The sequence below is a fragment of the Komagataeibacter xylinus NBRC 15237 genome (genome assembly GCF_001571345.1).
GTDB lineage: Bacteria > Pseudomonadota > Alphaproteobacteria > Acetobacterales > Acetobacteraceae > Komagataeibacter > Komagataeibacter xylinus.
The window spans coordinates 1-14,273 of record NZ_BCTP01000040.1 but is presented as its reverse complement, the minus strand read 5'-3'; the positions used below and the strand labels follow the sequence as shown (position 1 = coordinate 14,273).

Below are 14,273 nucleotides of genomic sequence, written 5' to 3'. Positions count from 1 at the left end.
GGCAGGCATGAAGGGGATGAGACCACCTACGATTGCGCGACTGAGGACCAGCGTGGGATCACGATAGGGAGAAATGTCATTTTTTCGGCGTCAGGTGATGCCTGTTGCCACACGGCGGTTGAGGGCGGTGGATACGTAAAGCATATGCCCATACAGAGTAAATTTCGATAGAACGGGAAAGAACGGAATTCGCATGAAAGGAAGCCATGCACAGGCTTCCTTTCATGCCGATCAGGTGACGCTATGTCTGAGGCCATGAAAAATCGGCATGGGCACCCATGGCCTGGAAAAACCATGCCGGGTCACGGTCCGGCATGCTCTCCTGCTGTTTCCTGAAAGCCGTCTTGTTCGTTCGAATGAAAAAATCATTGAGGTCTGCATCGATCAGTCCCTCATCCTGGAAAGCATAACAGATCTCCCGGGCATAAAGAACCGGGCAGACCTTCAGAATATCGTCGTCATGTGTCACGGTCCGAAAGAGCGCCTGGAAGTCGCCGTTGCGGAACATGGTCAGTGTGACCTGTTGCTGATGTCTGGTCAGGCGTGACAGGGCCGGAAGATCGCTGATCGCGACCCAGGGTAGATCAGGCCGCCCGGACGGTGGCGCGAAGAAGCGCAGGGGCAGGTTCCTGAAGTCGGCCGCATGCAGGAAAGCAGGAGCGGGTTGAAGCATGGAATCTTTCTCACGATCATGCCAGCCAGAAGCAGCCGGATCGCGAAAGGCTGGATGACCGTCATGCGACCAGGCATAAAAAAACATCTCCAGCCGAATTGTCTTCATCAGCGGGATCCAAGCGGGCGGGGCCTTCCCCAAGGGCCATTATTAATGGCTCCTTTTCCATGCTGCCCGCACCAACGGTGCAATGGTGTATGAAGAGCCCCTAGTAGGCCGGGTCCAATGCAGCCCCGAATGCGGTGTCAGTCAGGTACCAGAACGGGGCCGAGACAGTGCCAAGAGAGGGTATGCAGTGACTAGCCCGTCTTATTCACGGGTTGTGACTTTTTGAGGTTTCCTGATTCTGGACGCGCGGGGTCTACGCGATCCTGGAGGCTGATTTCAGAGTGAGGATTGGTCGGCGCTTGAGTTGGCGGGCTGGGGCGGGTTCGGGGGCGACAGCCCCGCCTGTCACGGTCCGGCGGGTTGCAGACCCCGGGCGATACCGGCGCACAGTGCGGCTTCGGGGCATGCTGTGGCGAATGCGATGCGAACCCGGGTTGCGGTCTCGATAACCCGGCCGGCGACCTTGATCAGGCGCATGCGTAACGTGGTGAATTCGGCCGTAGCGAGCGGCTGGGGTCTGGGGATGGCCTCGCGCACCGTCAGCAGCAGCCAGTAGGCGGCGGTGTGCAACACGAGGCGGACCTGATTTGCGCGAGACGAGCGACAGCCTGTCCGGTCTGAGGCCAGTTGCCCCTTGTGCAGCCTGATCAGGTTTCCCACCTGTCCCCGGGCGCAGTAGAGGGTGTCGTAAAGCCATCCGACATTCCCGCCACGCAGGTTGGTGACGACACAGCGTATATCTGTGCCCGTTCTATGTACCGACCCCTACCCTGGTCATAATAAAAATACCCATCGTGTTGGGTTTTGTGGTAGGATGTGACCATGCCAACAGTTCACCGAGTGGGCCGCTTCAGGTTCATGATCTATGCAAATGACCATGATCCGGCCCATGTCCATGTGTTCTGTGATGGCCGTGAAATCATCATCAACCTTGGGGAAACCAAGGCAACGGTCCGGGAGATTGCCCCCGGCGTGAAGCGAGCAGACGTACGCGAGGCGTTCAGGATCGCGGTGGAACAACGCGAAGCCCTATTGGCCGCATGGAGGACGATTGATGCGCAACGATCATGACATCGAAAAGCAGATGGATGCCGCTTATGAACGTGGTCGCATTCGGCGCGAGACGGTGCCCCAGGCGATTGCTGCTGGGTACGATGCCACGACAGGGCGCGTAACCGTTGAGCTGTCCAATGGCACCCGCTTTGAATTCCCTGCCTCACAGGCTCAGGGCCTTGAGAGAGCAACGCCAGAGCAACTGGCTCAGGTCGAAATCATGGGAGGCTACGGCCTGCACTGGGAGGCACTGGATGCTGACCTACTGGTGCCGGAACTGATGGCGGGCCTGTTTGGGTCCCGTGCTTACATGGCGGCAAAGGCAGGCCGACAGGCATCGCCAGCAAAAGCCGCAGCGGCACGTCGAAATGGTGTCAAAGGCGGCCGACCAAGAAAGGTCGCATAACTCACATATTGAGGTAATAATGAATTAGTTTTTTAAAATACCACACAATTAAAATGTATCAATACAAGACCAAAGTTCACCGACACCAAAAAAATAGCAAAAATTACTAAAAGATATATAAATAACGAATGTATACATTTAAAATTCCATTATGTAAGATTTAAAAAAATACTCTTATGCATTTTGGACCTGTAACGGTTTTGTGCCGGTCCTGAGGTAAATAGGAGCAGTCCCATGACCCATAACATTCCTGTTATCGACATTGCCCCCCTGCGCCAGGGTAACGATGCGGAGCGGGAGGCCGTGGCCAGCGCCATCGGCAGGGCCTGCCGCGAGACCGGCTTTTTCTACATTACCGGCCACGGGGTATCTCCCGATACGATAGCGAAGCTCTTCGAGGCCTCGCACACGTTCTTCGCCCAGCCCGCCGCCGCCAAGGAAGCCGTGGCCATGAGCCGCGTGGGCCGGAATCGGGGCTATGTGGGGCTGGGGGTCGAACGGCTTGATACGACTTCCCTGCCTGACCGCAAGGAGGCCTTCAACATCAGCCCTAACCAGCCTGGTGGCCAGGACGCATGGCCTGCTCTTCCGGGATGGCAGGATCTCATGATGGCATATTTCGCCATCTGCCTCGATATAGGCGCGGCACTGCATCGCGGTTTTGCCCGTGACCTGGGGGTAGATGAGGATTTCTTTGTCGATAAATTCAGGTACCCCATGGCCACGCTACGCCTGCTGCGCTATCCGCCCGCGCAACAGGCCAGCACGGCACCGGGGGCGGGTGCCCATACCGATTACGGCAATGTCACGATCCTTGCGGTTAATGGCGTATCGGGCCTGCAGGTACGTCCGCGCGGTAGCGACTGGACGGACGCCCCGCTGATTCCCGGCACGTTCATCTGCAATATCGGTGACTGCCTGATGCGGTGGAGCAATGATGTGTATGTCTCGACCCCGCATCGGGTACTGCGCCCTGCAGGCGAGCGGTATTCGATCGCTTTCTTCCTCGATCCCGATGCGGATGCATTGGTCGAGCCGATCGTAACCCGCTCCGGCGAGCATGCGCATTATCCGCCCGTCACCGGGCATGACTACCTGCAGGAAAGACTGCAAGCGACATACGGGCACAAAAACCAGCACCACTGAGGCGGAAGGCTTCCATAGTGCGGGTGGGTGGTCCGTGGGATGCGATCAGGAATGGCCGGTCGTAAGGCTGGCAGACTGGGCTGTGGAGGTGGGCCAGTGACTTTTTTTTCCTGTCCGACCGTTGTGAGGTGCCGGGACTGGAGAAAGACGTAGGCCATGAACAGACATATTAAAGGGGGGTCCGATTAACGACCCTGAAAATGGCGGATTTCCAATGATTTTCCATAATAGGGAGGATGAAATCGAAGGGTCAGGATCCAGAAAACCGACAGCTGCCCAGGCGCCAGGCGCAGCGGTCCTTGTCACCGGCCTGCGATAGGCCGTCACATGCACCCTTCTACGGCACTGCGGCCGCCTTATTGCCCTGGTTCAGGCAGGGGAAGGGGATGATCGGTACCGAGGCTGGCCGCCCATGCCTTCACCGCTTCACCACTGATGAACAATCCGGCATCAGCCTCGGCCAGTGCCCGGCGTGTCGCTTCGTTCTTTTCGGCTTCCCGATCGGAATGACCTGTTTCCATGATGGTGTTCCTCCCGGACCAGATCATCAGGCCCGTTCCGGTCTGTGTCCACGTGTTTCTGGTGACCGCAGCGCCCGAGAACCCTGTGCGTCATCGACAATGTCCATGTTCGATGGGATCAGGACGTTTCGCTGAAGCAGGGGAAGGGAGGGATATGAGTTTTCCGGCCACAGGAAACCCGCAGATAATTATTACGTTATCGTTACATAAGGCGGGCACAGATATACGCTCGCTCACCGCAATCATGGATGCCCGCCAGTGCGGAGAGATCACAGCCGATGAAATGATCGCCCAGATCCGGCTGATATCTCAACAGGAAGACTGAGTTTTTCTTGCTTCGGCAGAGAACATTGGGAGCCTGTGGTAGAATCCTGTCATCGGGAATTGAGTTAATCCGTTGCAGGAATGCGGGCTTGAAAAATCATACTGTTGTAACTACAATTCCGTAACTACTGGAGCGGATTGTGACCATATGGGTATGGGATCCTGAAAAGGATTCAAAAAACAGGGAGAAGCATAAGCTGCCTCTGGAAACCGGCAGGTTTGTTCTCGACGGCGATCCGCTCGCATTGTCTGTCCCTGATCCCCATCCAGATGGGGACAGGTGGCGAACCATAGGGAAGATACGGGGCATCACAACTCTCTTCGTCGTTCATACAGAACCCGTGGAAGACGAGGAGGATGGCGAAGAATACGGTCGTATTATCAGCGTAAGAAAGGCAACTGCCCATGAGCGCAAAGCATACGAAAATGGACTCTGAACTGCTTCAGGCGTTACGGGCTGTGGAGGCCATGCCTGACAATCAGATTGTGACGGATGATGAAGCCCCAGAAATTCGTGACTGGTCACATGCGGAACGGGGGCGCTTCTATCGACCCCGTAAAGTGCAGAAAACCGTGCGGTTTGACGCTGATGTCGTGGCTTTCTTCGAGAAGGACGGGCCTGGCTATCAGACACGTATGAATGATGCGCTGCGTGAAATTATGAATCGCGCCTTACGTAAGGCGCCCACGAAAACAGACGCGGGATCTGCACGATCTTCACGGCGCGGGAAGACGGTACACGCATAAGAGTGGCTCTGATCTTTCTTTGCCCACTTTCCTGCACGAGAAGGAGATCGACCACCATGAGCAGCAAAAACAGGTCCATGCCCTCGCTGCACAGTGACGAAGCGGCCGAGGATTTCGTCGTAACCACCGATCTGATCCGGTATGACCTGACGGATAGCCGTGACCAATGTACGCCTCGTTACCTTCCTGCGGTGTGCGAGAGCGTCCCCCTTATTGCCCGGGTTGTGGCAGGGGGAGCGGGTTATCCGTGCCGAGGCTGGCGGCCCATGCCTTCATGTCCCGTTTCTCCCGGTCTGGACCTTCAGGTCAGTTTCGGCCTGCGTCCGCGTTTCTTCTCTGGCAGGCGTGTGACCGGCACCCCAGTTCCTGATGTTTCCGAAGGGGCCGGTGTCTCCTTGACGGTCCGCCCCAGTCCGATCTCCTGTGCCAGGGCAGAACGTCGGGCTGCATAGGATGGGGCGGTCATCGGGTAGCTTTCCGGCAGGCCCCATTTCTCCCGATACTGCTCGGGTGTCATGCCATAGACAGTACGAAGATGGCGCTTGAGCATCTTCATTTTTTTTCCGTCCTCCAGACAGACAATGTAGTCTGGAAACACGGATTTCTTCACAGGCACGGCCGGCACCAGATCTGGTGTTTCGGTCATCGCCTGTCCCAGACTTCCGAGCGCCTGAAATACCGAGGCGATGAGGCCTGGCAGGGTCTCCGCCGGAACCGTATTGCTGCTGACATAAGCTGTGACAATCCGGGTCGTAAGCTCCCGCAGCGTGTCAGCTTCGGATGATCGTGTCTCGTGGTCAGTCATGGTCACGTCTGCCTGTTGTCCTGTCATGTTCCCGGTCCCTGTCGAAGGCATGAAGTCCCGCACGCCTCCAGCGTGTTTTCAGGTCAACCGGAGCAGTATCATTGCTGCCCTGGAGCTGTCCTGCAATATCCAGAAAAGCCCCGAGCAGGGTGGCGCGGTCATCATCGGTCAGGTCGACCAGTCCCGCCTTCTGGACCAGGCCGCCCAGTTCGATCAGATGATGAGTGCGTTCCCGTCGCGCCTTCGCCCAGTCGCGCATGTCGGTGCGTGCCTTTCGTGCCTGATGGCGATGGATCAGGGCTTCCTGCTTCCTGATCCGTCTTTCAAGCGCCAGCAGATCCGTCCTGATCGTTTCCGGTTCCTTTCCGGCCGCCCTTTTTTGCGCCGGCCTGAAAGAACGCCGTCCCCCGTTCGGTCCACCTCGCGACGGCTTCGGGTTTGCCGTCCGCCTGTTCGACAGCCGCAAGCAGCACCCCGGCCAGCGCCTCGATGGACAGGGTATCGGCTCCCGTCGCCTCGACCAGTTCACCGAGCTGGAGGGTTCTTTGCGCCTTAAGCTGCCTGGTCTTTTCCTGAAGCGCCTTCAGTTCCGCATCAATGTCCCGTGGCCTGCGCATTTCCGGTCCTCTGTCCTGCTGGTCTGTGCCATACTCTATCACACAGGCGAGAACCGCGTCACTCATCCAGAGCAATCAACCCTTGTGGCACAGTAAAATGTGAGTGCGCGTTTATACGTCACTGCGTGACGTGCGCTTTAGTGGTGTGATAGGATCGCGCTCATGGCGATCTATCACCTGCATGCAAAGGTCATCAGCCGCGCCACCGGCCGGAGCGCCGTGGCGGCAGCGGCCTATCGCGCGGCATCCCGCCTGCATGACGTGCGGCTGGATCGCGACCATGACTTTTCCAACAAGAGCGGCGTGGTGCATTCCGAGATCCTGCTGCCCGATGGCGCACCGGAACGGTTTCTTGATCGTGCGACCCTATGGAACGAGGTCGAGGCGATCGAGAAGCGCAAGGATGCCCAGCTTGCCCGCGAGGTGGAGTTTTCAATCCCGCGCGAAATGACCCAGGCGCAGGGGATCGCGCTGGCACGGGATTTCGTGCGGGAGCAGTTCGTGGAACGCGGCATGGTGGCCGATCTCAATGTGCATTGGGATATTGGCGAAGACGGACAGGCGAAGCCCCATGCCCATGTGATGCTGTCCACGCGGTCTGTGGACGAGAACGGGTTTGGTGCGAAAGAACGCTCGTGGAATGACAAAGAACTCCTGCTGACATGGCGGGGGCGATGGGCGTCGCTCGCCAATGAACGGCTGGCTGAACTGGACCTGGATGTGCGGATCGATCATCGGTCGTTCGTGGCACAGGGGATCGATCTTGAGCCGCAGAACAAGATCGGTCCGGCCGGCATGCGTCGGGAAGAGCGGGGCGAGGACGCGGAGCGGGTAGCTGACCATCTGGAGATCGCGCGACGCAATGGCGAGAGGTTGCTGGCCGAGCCGCATGTGGCGCTGGAGGCGCTGACCCGACAGCAGAGCACATTCACCCGTCAGGACCTGGCGCGGTTCGTGGACCGGCATACGGCAGATGCAGAACAGTTCAGTGCTGTCATGGTTCGGGTGGAGGCATGTCCGGAGCTGGTCGCGCTCGGGAAAGACGGGCACGGGCGAGAGCGGTTCTCCACGCGCGCGATGATCGGGGTCGAGCAGCGTCTGGAAGAGGCATCGTTCGCGATGGGGCAGTCCCAGGGTCATGCGGTGCCGCTGGCGGTGCGTCGGGCGGCGATGGCGCGGGATGGGCTTGGGGACGAGCAGGCGCTGGCGGTGGGCGAGGTCACGAAGTCCCGCGACCTGTCCGTGGTGGTCGGGTATGCCGGGACGGGGAAGAGCACCATGCTGGGTGTCGCCCGCGCGGCATGGGAAGAGGCCGGGTATCGGGTGCGCGGGGCAGCGCTGTCGGGGATTGCAGCGGAAGGGCTGGAATCCGGGTCCGGGATCGAGAGCCGGACGCTGGCCTCCCTGGAGCGTGCGTGGGAACGTGGGTTCGACCGGCTGGAGCGCGGGGACGTGCTGGTGGTGGACGAGGCCGGCATGGTGGGGTCACGGCAGATGGAGCGGGTGCTGTCGGCCGCGCGCGGTGTTGGGGCCAAGGTGGTGCTGGTAGGTGATCCCGAGCAGTTGCAGGCGATCGAGGCTGGTGGCGCGTTCCGGGCGGTGGCCGAGCGGGTCGGGTCGGTAGAAATCACAGCCGTGCGCCGGCAGCGTGAAGGCTGGCAGCAGGCGGCCACGAAGGAGCTGGCGACGGGGCGGACGGGTGAGGCGCTGGGACGCTATGAGGCGGCCGACCTGGTGCGCGGGCATGACACGCTGGAAGAGGCGCGGGCCGGGGTGGTGGCCGGGTGGGATGAAGCGCGTCAGGCTGCGCCAGAGGAAAGCCAGATCATGCTGGCGCACCGGCGTGTCGATGTGCGGGCGCTGAACGAGGCGGCGCGGGAGATCCGGCGGGACGCGGGTGAGCTGGGTGACGATGTGCTGGTGCCGACCGCCCAGGGCGAGCGGGTGTTCGCGGACGGGGAGCGTGTCTACTTCCTGCGCAATGACCGGGCGCTGGGGGTGAAGAATGGCACGCTGGGCACGGTGCGGGGCATCGTGGGGTCACCTGATGCCGGGGATCTCGTGCTGTCGGTGCAGCTCGACGGGCCGGGTCGTGCCGGGACTGGCCGGGTCGTGTCCGTGTCGGTGGCGGATTATGACGCGCTGGATCATGGCTATGCCGCCACCATCCACAAATCGCAGGGTGTGACGGTGGACCGGGCGCATGTGCTGGCGACGGGGAGCATGGACCGGCACGGGGCCTATGTGGCGCTGTCGCGCCACCGGGAGAGCGTGTCCGTTCATTGGGGCCGGGATGATGTGGGCGACCGGGACGGGCTGGTGCGGCGGCTGTCGCGCGAGCGGCTGAAGGATACCACGCTGGATTACCCGCAGGTCCAGGGTCGGGATATCGGGTTTGCGCAGCGACGCGGGCTGCATGTCCCCGAGAGCGAGATCGTGGTGGGGCGTGAGAAGGCCGCCTCTGGCCCCCGGAAGGACAGGCAGGCCGAAGCTGTCCGTACGCCAGATCCGGCACCGGCGCAGCGGAAGCGCGGGATGTTCGACGGGCTGGACCTGTCCGTGCGGGGGCGTGGCCGGACGGCGGAAAAAGACGTGTCGGCCGGGGTGGATGCCGGGGCCGGGAAGGGGGAAAGTGGGGTTGAGCGTGAGGCTCCCGCCTCTCCCTTTGCCGGGTTGCGGCTGCCGCGCGTGCAGCGCGCGCAGGTGCCGGCCGGACTGGGCGGGTTTGTGCCGGGTGGTGATCCGCTCCACCAGGTGGTGGAGCAGTATGCGCGGGCGGTGCGGGACATCGGGCGCATGGTGGAGCAGGACCTGCCGGTGCTGGAGTACCAGAAGAAGGCATGGCTTGACGCCAGCACGACCCTTGAACAGCTACGGCCCGGAGCGGTGGTTGCTCTGGAAACCGCCGTGAAGCATGAGCCGGAGATCCGGCAGGCTCTGTACGGGCTGGAAGGGCCGGCGCGGGCGCGCAGGCTGGTCGAGGGGCTGGAACACGAGGACAAGATGCGGAAGAGTCCGGAACTGCGGGCAGCGCGGTTCGTGAAGGCGTGGGACGGGCTGAGCCGTGAGCAGCAGGGGGTGGCGCTCAGTGAGCTGAAGCGGGACGCGCCGCTTGAATCCCTCCTGCGGCAGAAGGGGCATGAACTGGGCATCCGGAAGGGATCGACGCTCGATCACGGATTGCAGCCGCAGCGTACGCGTTCTCTGTCGCGCTCCAGGGGGCGGGATATGGATATGGGGATGTAGGAGATTTTGATTTACGTTAACCAGTGACGTCATATATGATGTCACTATGCGCGTTGTTCTTGATACGGATGTTGTTCTTTCGGGATTCATGTCACCGGACGGAGCGTCCCGGCAGCTTTTGCTGGGGGCCTTGGATGGGAATTTCAGTCTGCTGCTCTCCACGACCCTCCTGGTCGAATACGAGGCGGTGTTGCGTCGCTCTGAAAATCTTTTCCGAATGGGCGTTCAGGGGGATGAAGTTCTGGAGGTTCTTGATGGACTTGCAGGGTGTTGTGTGCCGGTTTCTTTTGATTACAGGTGGCGACCGACTGGAGCGCACGGTGATGATGAACTTGTGGTTGAGACAGCGATCAACGGGAATGCGGATGCGATCGCCACGTTCAATCTGAAAGACATGCAGCGGGCTGTATCACGGTTCGGTATTCCAGCAGTGCGGCCAGGTGTTCTTTTGCGAAGGATGAGAGGATGAGTAGCAGTAAAATCCAGCTTCGGCTTCCGGAAGATATGCGGGAAGCCGCAACGCGTCAGGCAGCGCTTTCAGGTGTCAGCATGAACCTTTTTGTTGCGACGGCTGTCGCGGCCCGGCTGGGTGGGCAGGCAGAAGCGGAACGGTATTTTTCCGCACGGGCGACACGGACCACGCCTGCTCGTGCCAAAGCTCTTCTGGAGCGGATCGGAACAAAGGGGCAGATCAGGGACGATGATCGTCTGGACGTGCCGGAAAACTGAATCTGGATGAGGGGATATAGGGTTTTTCTGGAAAGATATCGAAATGATATTTATGATATCAATCTTGAGAAATGGGGAGTCCTGTCATGTCCTCTGTCGTTATTCGCAACCTGCCGGAAGAGACGCATCGGGCGCTGAAGGCGCAGGCCGTGCTGCATGGGCGCAGTACGGAAGCGGAGATCCGGACCATTCTGGAAGCGGCCGTCCGGCCGCAGCAGAGGGTCCGGCTGGGATCGCTGCTGGCAGCCATCGGTCGTGAGGCGGGTGTGAGCGAACAGGATGTCGCGGCCTTGCAGGTTCGGGATCAGACCCCGGCTGAGCCGATGTCCTTCGAATGATCCTGCTTGATACCAATGTGATCTCGGAGCCGTGGAAGCCTGTGCCGGAGCCGCGTGTTCTGATCTGGATTGATGAACAGGCGATCGAGACGCTTTTTCTGTCTGCCGTCACGGTGGCGGAACTGCGTTTCGGGATCGGGGCGATGCCGACCGGTCGGCGGCGTTCTGTACTGCATGAGCGGCTGGAACAGGAGGTATTGCCCTTGTTCGCGGGGCGTGTCCTGTCGTTCGATCTGGCGGCGTCCCAGGCCTATGCCGAACTGATGGTGCGGGCCAGGTCAGAGGGTCGGGCGATTGGCAAGGCAGATGGCTATATTGCCGCGACTGCCGCATCCCGTGGTTATGTCGTGGCCAGTCGCGACGTGTCGCCTTTCGAGGCGGCTGGTGTGCGGGTTCTCAATCCGTGGGAGGATACCTGATGTCCTGCGGCATGCTTGAGAGCGGATGATTTAATGTGTATTATTTCTATTGGAGATACACATCATGCGAACAAACATCATCATTGACGATGCCCTCATGACCGATGCGCTGAAAGCGGCCGGTGTGAAGACCAAACGGGAAGCCGTGGAACTGGGACTGCGTATGCTGATCAAGCTGAAGCAGCAGCGGGAACTCCGCACCTTGCGGGGAAAGCTCGACTGGCAGGGTGATCTTGATGCCATGCGCTCCGACGCATGATTCTGGTGGATTCCTCGGTCTGGATCGATTTTTTCCGGGGGAAGACGACCCCAGAGGTTGATCTTCTTGACCAGATGCTGGGGGAAGATCTGGTCAGCATTGGCGATCTGATGATGACCGAGGTCCTGCAGGGTTTCTCAAACGAACGGGATTTCAATCAGGCACAGAGGATGCTGGGTGCCCTGGACCTGGTTGAAATCGGTGGTCGCGATGTGATGGTCGAGGCGGCGCGGTATTTCCGTCATCTACGCAGCCGGGGCATTACGATCCGGAAAACCATTGATACCCTGATTGCAACCCGGTGCATCGTGAGCGGTCATCGCCTGCTCTACAGTGACCGGGACTTTGATCCGTTCGTGGACCATCTGGGGCTGGAACGAGCTGCCTGATCGGGGGAGGTAAGAGGTGGTCCCCATTTTTCGGACAGGGCGATAAGCTATCATCTGGCCTGAACGAGGACGGGTTTTATGGGCAAGGTTACACGGAAACGGTATGCGGCGGAGTTCAAATCACGGGTTGCCCTGGAGGCGATCCGTGGCGAACTGACGCTGGCGGAGTTGGCGTCGAAACATGGCGTGCATCAGACGATGATCGCCCAATGGAAGCGCCAGGCGATCGAAGGCATGGCAAGCCTTTTTTCTGGTAAGTCAGTAACGGAACCTTCAGTCAGCCCTGCTGATGTAGAGAAACTGCACGCCAAGATCGGCCAGTTGCTGGTGGAACGAGATTTTTTGCGGGATGCCTCTGCTCGGTTGGGCGTGATCAGAGGCGGCAGATGATTGACCCGAAGCGAGCGCGCCTGCCGATAATCCGGCAATGCACGCTGCTGCAACTCAACCGGTCGGGCGTCTACTATCGACCTGTGCCACAGAGCGAGGCCAATCTGGAGTTGATGCGGCTGATCGACGCCCAGTTCCTGGAAACGCCCTATTATGGCTCACGGCAGATGACATGGCATCTGCGCCGCCTGGGACATGAAGTGGGCCGCAAGCGGGTCCGGCGGCTCATGGCGATCATGGGCCTGCGGGCGATCTACCAGAAGCCGCGCACGACCGTGCCCCATCCGGAGCATCGGAAATATCCATATCTGCTGCGGGATCTGGTCATCAATCGGCCTGACCAGGTCTGGTGTTCCGATATCACATATATTCCCATGAAACGGGGATTTCTCTATCTCGTGGCGATAATGGACTGGTTCACGCGCAAGGTCCTGTCCTGGCGTCTGTCGAACACGATGGACGTGGAGTTCTGTATCGAGGCGCTACAGGATGCCCTCATGCGCTATGGCGCCCCGGACATTTTCAATACTGACCAGGGGTCGCAATTTACGACACCCCGTTTCACCGGGATACTGGAAGAGCGTCAGATCCGCATCAGTATGGACGGGCGTGGGCGATGGCTGGATAACGTGTTCATCGAGCGTCTGTGGCGGTCGCTGAAATATGAATGCGTCTACCTGCACGCGTTCGAGACCGGATCGGAGCTACGGGCCGGGCTTGGCAGATGGATCGCCCATTATAACGAAAGGCGTCCGCATACGGCGCTGGCTGGACATACGCCCGATGAGGCGTATCATGACGTGCCGACGCCATCTGGTCCGGGGTTAACCCCGGACCAGATGGCCAACAGCAACGCCGTCAGAATGGCGGCATGACATCAATCGGGTATAGCTTATTCAACCCCCAAAACTGTCCGAACAAACGGGGCCACCTCTAACAATCCATCTACCAAGAGAAAAATTACGAATTATAATGAGAGCAGAGCATGTGCGCGCCAATAAAAGAGTGATTGGGCCAGATGATCTCTGTCATGAGAGGCTTATTGCGACACTCACGTCTGTCACCCCGACGCTGGATGTGGTGCTCTGTGCTCCGATCACCTCAGCCAATCCGTCTGTCTCTACATTGATGGATATTGCGGCGCAGACATGATGCTGGCTCAGGAGATGATCCAGTCACTCAGCAAGTGTAAGGGCCGTGCCTTTGTGAAAGGCGATATGACTGGTTTTAAGGCTTTCTATTTCATATTGAGGGTGTTCTGCCGTCGCGTGATGCTGATAGCCGTTGACCAGAAAGGGCGCCGTATGAATGGCTTTGATCCGTCCACTGACGTATCCCGCTTCCGAGTTCCAAGATACGATGTCTCCGATCTGGAAAGTTTGTGACGGCATGGAAAACTCCGTATCCAATGTGAACCTCGCAGGGGAGGCAAGATCATCTTCTTGTCATCCATTCTACACCATTGGGCATTCCACGCTTGCGCTATCTGATTTTATCGCGCTTTTGCGTCATTATGGCGTGACACTGATCGCGGATGTGAGGGCTTTTCCGTATTCCCGGCGTAATCGAGACTATGATGGCACCAGTCTCCAGCCGGAACTGGCGGCACAGGGGATCGGATATAGTCATTTTCCAGAGCTTGGTGGACGACGGCCACGGTCGAAGACGATGCCTGCGGAGACCAACGCATTCTGGCGTGTCCAGAGTTTTCATAATTATGCGGATTATGCGCTTGGAGAAGATTTTCACCGAGGTCTTGCCCGGCTTATCGAGGCGGGACAGCAGGCAACTGTTGCGATCATGTGCGCGGAGGTGCTCTGGTGGCGCTGTCACAGGCGCATCGTTACTGACTATCTTCTGGCCCACGGGGTGACAGTCTTTCATATTCTGTCCATGACGGATGCCGTTCCCGCGCACCTTACTGAATCTGCGATTATTGATAGTAGCCGTCATATTACTTACCCACAAATAAACACTTCCAGAGGCTGAAGGTAAAATGTAGGCATAAAAACAAACGATCTCGAAAAATTGGTAATCCCCCCATTTTTAGTGGGGCATTGAATGAGAATTCAGGCAGCTGTTTTTAGTTTCTGGGCGGGGGTT

The 14,273-nt window shown here is 59.0% G+C and carries 21 protein-coding genes and 2 pseudogenes; 16 read left to right on the top strand and 7 right to left on the bottom strand.

Features of this window, described 5'->3' with window-relative positions; translation table 11 throughout:
- Positions 1–241 precede the first annotated feature (241 nt).
- Both GXY01S_RS13090 and GXY01S_RS13085 read right to left on the bottom strand, forming a co-directional pair.
- The gene (locus GXY01S_RS13090; protein WP_061275738.1) at positions 242–781 is read right to left on the bottom strand and encodes a hypothetical protein; all 540 of its coding nucleotides are present in this window, start codon (positions 779–781) and stop codon (positions 242–244) included.
- A gap of 345 nt (positions 782–1,126) precedes the next feature.
- Positions 1,127–1,528 (bottom strand): annotated as a pseudogene (locus GXY01S_RS13085) (transposase); the annotation flags it as partial.
- A gap of 111 nt (positions 1,529–1,639) precedes the next feature.
- On the opposite strand from GXY01S_RS13085, the gene GXY01S_RS13080 reads away from it, so the two are divergent.
- From GXY01S_RS13080 to GXY01S_RS13070, 3 genes are all read left to right on the top strand, one after another.
- Positions 1,640–1,852: a DUF4160 domain-containing protein gene (locus tag GXY01S_RS13080; RefSeq protein WP_019092610.1), complete on the top strand. Its 213-nt coding sequence runs from the start codon at positions 1,640–1,642 to the stop codon at positions 1,850–1,852.
- Entirely contained in the window at positions 1,836–2,240 is a 405-nt protein-coding gene (locus tag GXY01S_RS13075; protein WP_007396285.1) for a DUF2442 domain-containing protein, read from the top strand. Before GXY01S_RS13080 ends, GXY01S_RS13075 begins: the two co-directional genes overlap by 17 nt.
- Positions 2,241–2,474: 234 nt before the next feature.
- Positions 2,475–3,386, top strand: a complete 912-nt coding sequence (locus GXY01S_RS13070; protein WP_061275734.1) for an isopenicillin N synthase family dioxygenase — start codon at positions 2,475–2,477, stop codon at positions 3,384–3,386.
- Positions 3,387–3,742: 356 nt separating this feature from the next.
- Here GXY01S_RS13070 and GXY01S_RS18600 read toward each other — a convergent pair whose 3' ends face one another.
- Positions 3,743–3,907, bottom strand: coding sequence for a hypothetical protein (locus tag GXY01S_RS18600; RefSeq protein WP_162838769.1), 165 nt, complete (start codon positions 3,905–3,907; stop codon positions 3,743–3,745).
- On the opposite strand from GXY01S_RS18600, the gene GXY01S_RS18250 reads away from it, so the two are divergent.
- The 3 genes from GXY01S_RS18250 to GXY01S_RS13055 all read left to right on the top strand — a co-directional run bounded on the left by GXY01S_RS18250 (position 3,906) and on the right by GXY01S_RS13055 (position 4,978).
- Positions 3,906–4,232, top strand: a complete 327-nt coding sequence (locus GXY01S_RS18250) for a hypothetical protein (protein WP_110570446.1) — start codon at positions 3,906–3,908, stop codon at positions 4,230–4,232. The genes GXY01S_RS18600 and GXY01S_RS18250 overlap by 2 nt on opposite strands.
- A gap of 139 nt (positions 4,233–4,371) precedes the next feature.
- Positions 4,372–4,668, top strand: coding sequence for a BrnT family toxin (locus GXY01S_RS17315; protein WP_010518357.1), 297 nt, complete (start codon positions 4,372–4,374; stop codon positions 4,666–4,668).
- On the top strand, positions 4,637–4,978 hold the full coding sequence (locus tag GXY01S_RS13055) for a BrnA antitoxin family protein (RefSeq protein ID WP_007396313.1): 342 nt from the start codon (positions 4,637–4,639) through the stop codon (positions 4,976–4,978). Before GXY01S_RS17315 ends, GXY01S_RS13055 begins: the two co-directional genes overlap by 32 nt.
- A gap of 301 nt (positions 4,979–5,279) precedes the next feature.
- Here the strand turns inward: GXY01S_RS13055 and GXY01S_RS13050 are convergent, their stop codons facing one another.
- The 3 genes from GXY01S_RS13050 to GXY01S_RS13040 form a co-directional block, all read right to left on the bottom strand.
- Entirely contained in the window at positions 5,280–5,783 is a 504-nt protein-coding gene (locus GXY01S_RS13050) for a MucR family transcriptional regulator (RefSeq protein ID WP_061275732.1), read from the bottom strand.
- Positions 5,776–6,042, bottom strand: a complete 267-nt coding sequence (locus GXY01S_RS13045; RefSeq protein WP_034926726.1) for a conjugal transfer protein TraD — start codon at positions 6,040–6,042, stop codon at positions 5,776–5,778. The genes GXY01S_RS13050 and GXY01S_RS13045 overlap by 8 nt, the downstream gene beginning before the upstream one ends.
- Before the next feature lie 64 nt (positions 6,043–6,106).
- Positions 6,107–6,466: a conjugal transfer protein TraD gene (locus tag GXY01S_RS13040; RefSeq protein WP_174520970.1), complete on the bottom strand. Its 360-nt coding sequence runs from the start codon at positions 6,464–6,466 to the stop codon at positions 6,107–6,109.
- Between the two features lie 96 nt (positions 6,467–6,562).
- Between GXY01S_RS13040 and traA the strand changes: the two genes are divergently transcribed.
- The 9 genes and pseudogenes from traA to GXY01S_RS12995 all read left to right on the top strand — a co-directional run bounded on the left by traA (position 6,563) and on the right by GXY01S_RS12995 (position 13,045).
- Complete coding sequence (traA, locus tag GXY01S_RS13035; protein WP_061275730.1) at positions 6,563–9,646, top strand: Ti-type conjugative transfer relaxase TraA; 3,084 nt, start codon at positions 6,563–6,565, stop codon at positions 9,644–9,646.
- Between the two features lie 46 nt (positions 9,647–9,692).
- Positions 9,693–10,115, top strand: coding sequence for a putative toxin-antitoxin system toxin component, PIN family (locus tag GXY01S_RS13030; protein WP_007396294.1), 423 nt, complete (start codon positions 9,693–9,695; stop codon positions 10,113–10,115).
- A pseudogene (locus tag GXY01S_RS19205) lies at positions 10,112–10,165 on the top strand (toxin-antitoxin system HicB family antitoxin); the annotation flags it as partial. The gene GXY01S_RS13030 and the pseudogene GXY01S_RS19205, both read left to right, overlap by 4 nt.
- 30 nt (positions 10,166–10,195) lie before the next feature.
- Positions 10,196–10,375, top strand: a complete 180-nt coding sequence (locus GXY01S_RS13025; protein WP_240471409.1) for a toxin-antitoxin system HicB family antitoxin — start codon at positions 10,196–10,198, stop codon at positions 10,373–10,375.
- Between the two features lie 86 nt (positions 10,376–10,461).
- Positions 10,462–10,713 carry a FitA-like ribbon-helix-helix domain-containing protein gene (locus GXY01S_RS13020; protein ID WP_010517485.1) on the top strand — a complete coding sequence of 84 codons (252 nt, stop codon included), beginning with the start codon at positions 10,462–10,464 and terminating at the stop codon, positions 10,711–10,713.
- Positions 10,710–11,132, top strand: a complete 423-nt coding sequence (locus GXY01S_RS13015) for a type II toxin-antitoxin system VapC family toxin (RefSeq protein ID WP_010517484.1) — start codon at positions 10,710–10,712, stop codon at positions 11,130–11,132. Before GXY01S_RS13020 ends, GXY01S_RS13015 begins: the two co-directional genes overlap by 4 nt.
- Before the next feature lie 64 nt (positions 11,133–11,196).
- On the top strand, positions 11,197–11,391 hold the full coding sequence (locus GXY01S_RS13010; RefSeq protein WP_061275768.1) for a type II toxin-antitoxin system VapB family antitoxin: 195 nt from the start codon (positions 11,197–11,199) through the stop codon (positions 11,389–11,391).
- On the top strand, positions 11,388–11,780 hold the full coding sequence (vapC, locus tag GXY01S_RS13005) for a type II toxin-antitoxin system VapC family toxin (protein WP_061275728.1): 393 nt from the start codon (positions 11,388–11,390) through the stop codon (positions 11,778–11,780). The genes GXY01S_RS13010 and vapC overlap by 4 nt, the downstream gene beginning before the upstream one ends.
- Before the next feature lie 78 nt (positions 11,781–11,858).
- Positions 11,859–13,045 (top strand): IS3 family transposase gene (locus GXY01S_RS12995; protein ID WP_156470314.1). Its coding sequence is split into 2 segments (ribosomal slippage): positions 11,859–12,129 and positions 12,129–13,045, totalling 1,188 coding nucleotides; the frame shifts between segments, so codons are not numbered across the junction.
- A gap of 300 nt (positions 13,046–13,345) precedes the next feature.
- Here GXY01S_RS12995 and GXY01S_RS17305 read toward each other — a convergent pair.
- Positions 13,346–13,561, bottom strand: coding sequence for a hypervirulence associated TUDOR domain-containing protein (locus GXY01S_RS17305; protein WP_061507197.1), 216 nt, complete (start codon positions 13,559–13,561; stop codon positions 13,346–13,348).
- Here GXY01S_RS17305 and GXY01S_RS17300 point away from each other — a divergent pair.
- On the top strand, positions 13,560–14,159 hold the full coding sequence (locus GXY01S_RS17300; RefSeq protein ID WP_035366892.1) for a DUF488 domain-containing protein: 600 nt from the start codon (positions 13,560–13,562) through the stop codon (positions 14,157–14,159). The two genes, GXY01S_RS17305 and GXY01S_RS17300, sit on opposite strands and share 2 nt — an antisense overlap.
- Positions 14,160–14,273: the final 114 nt, after the last annotated feature.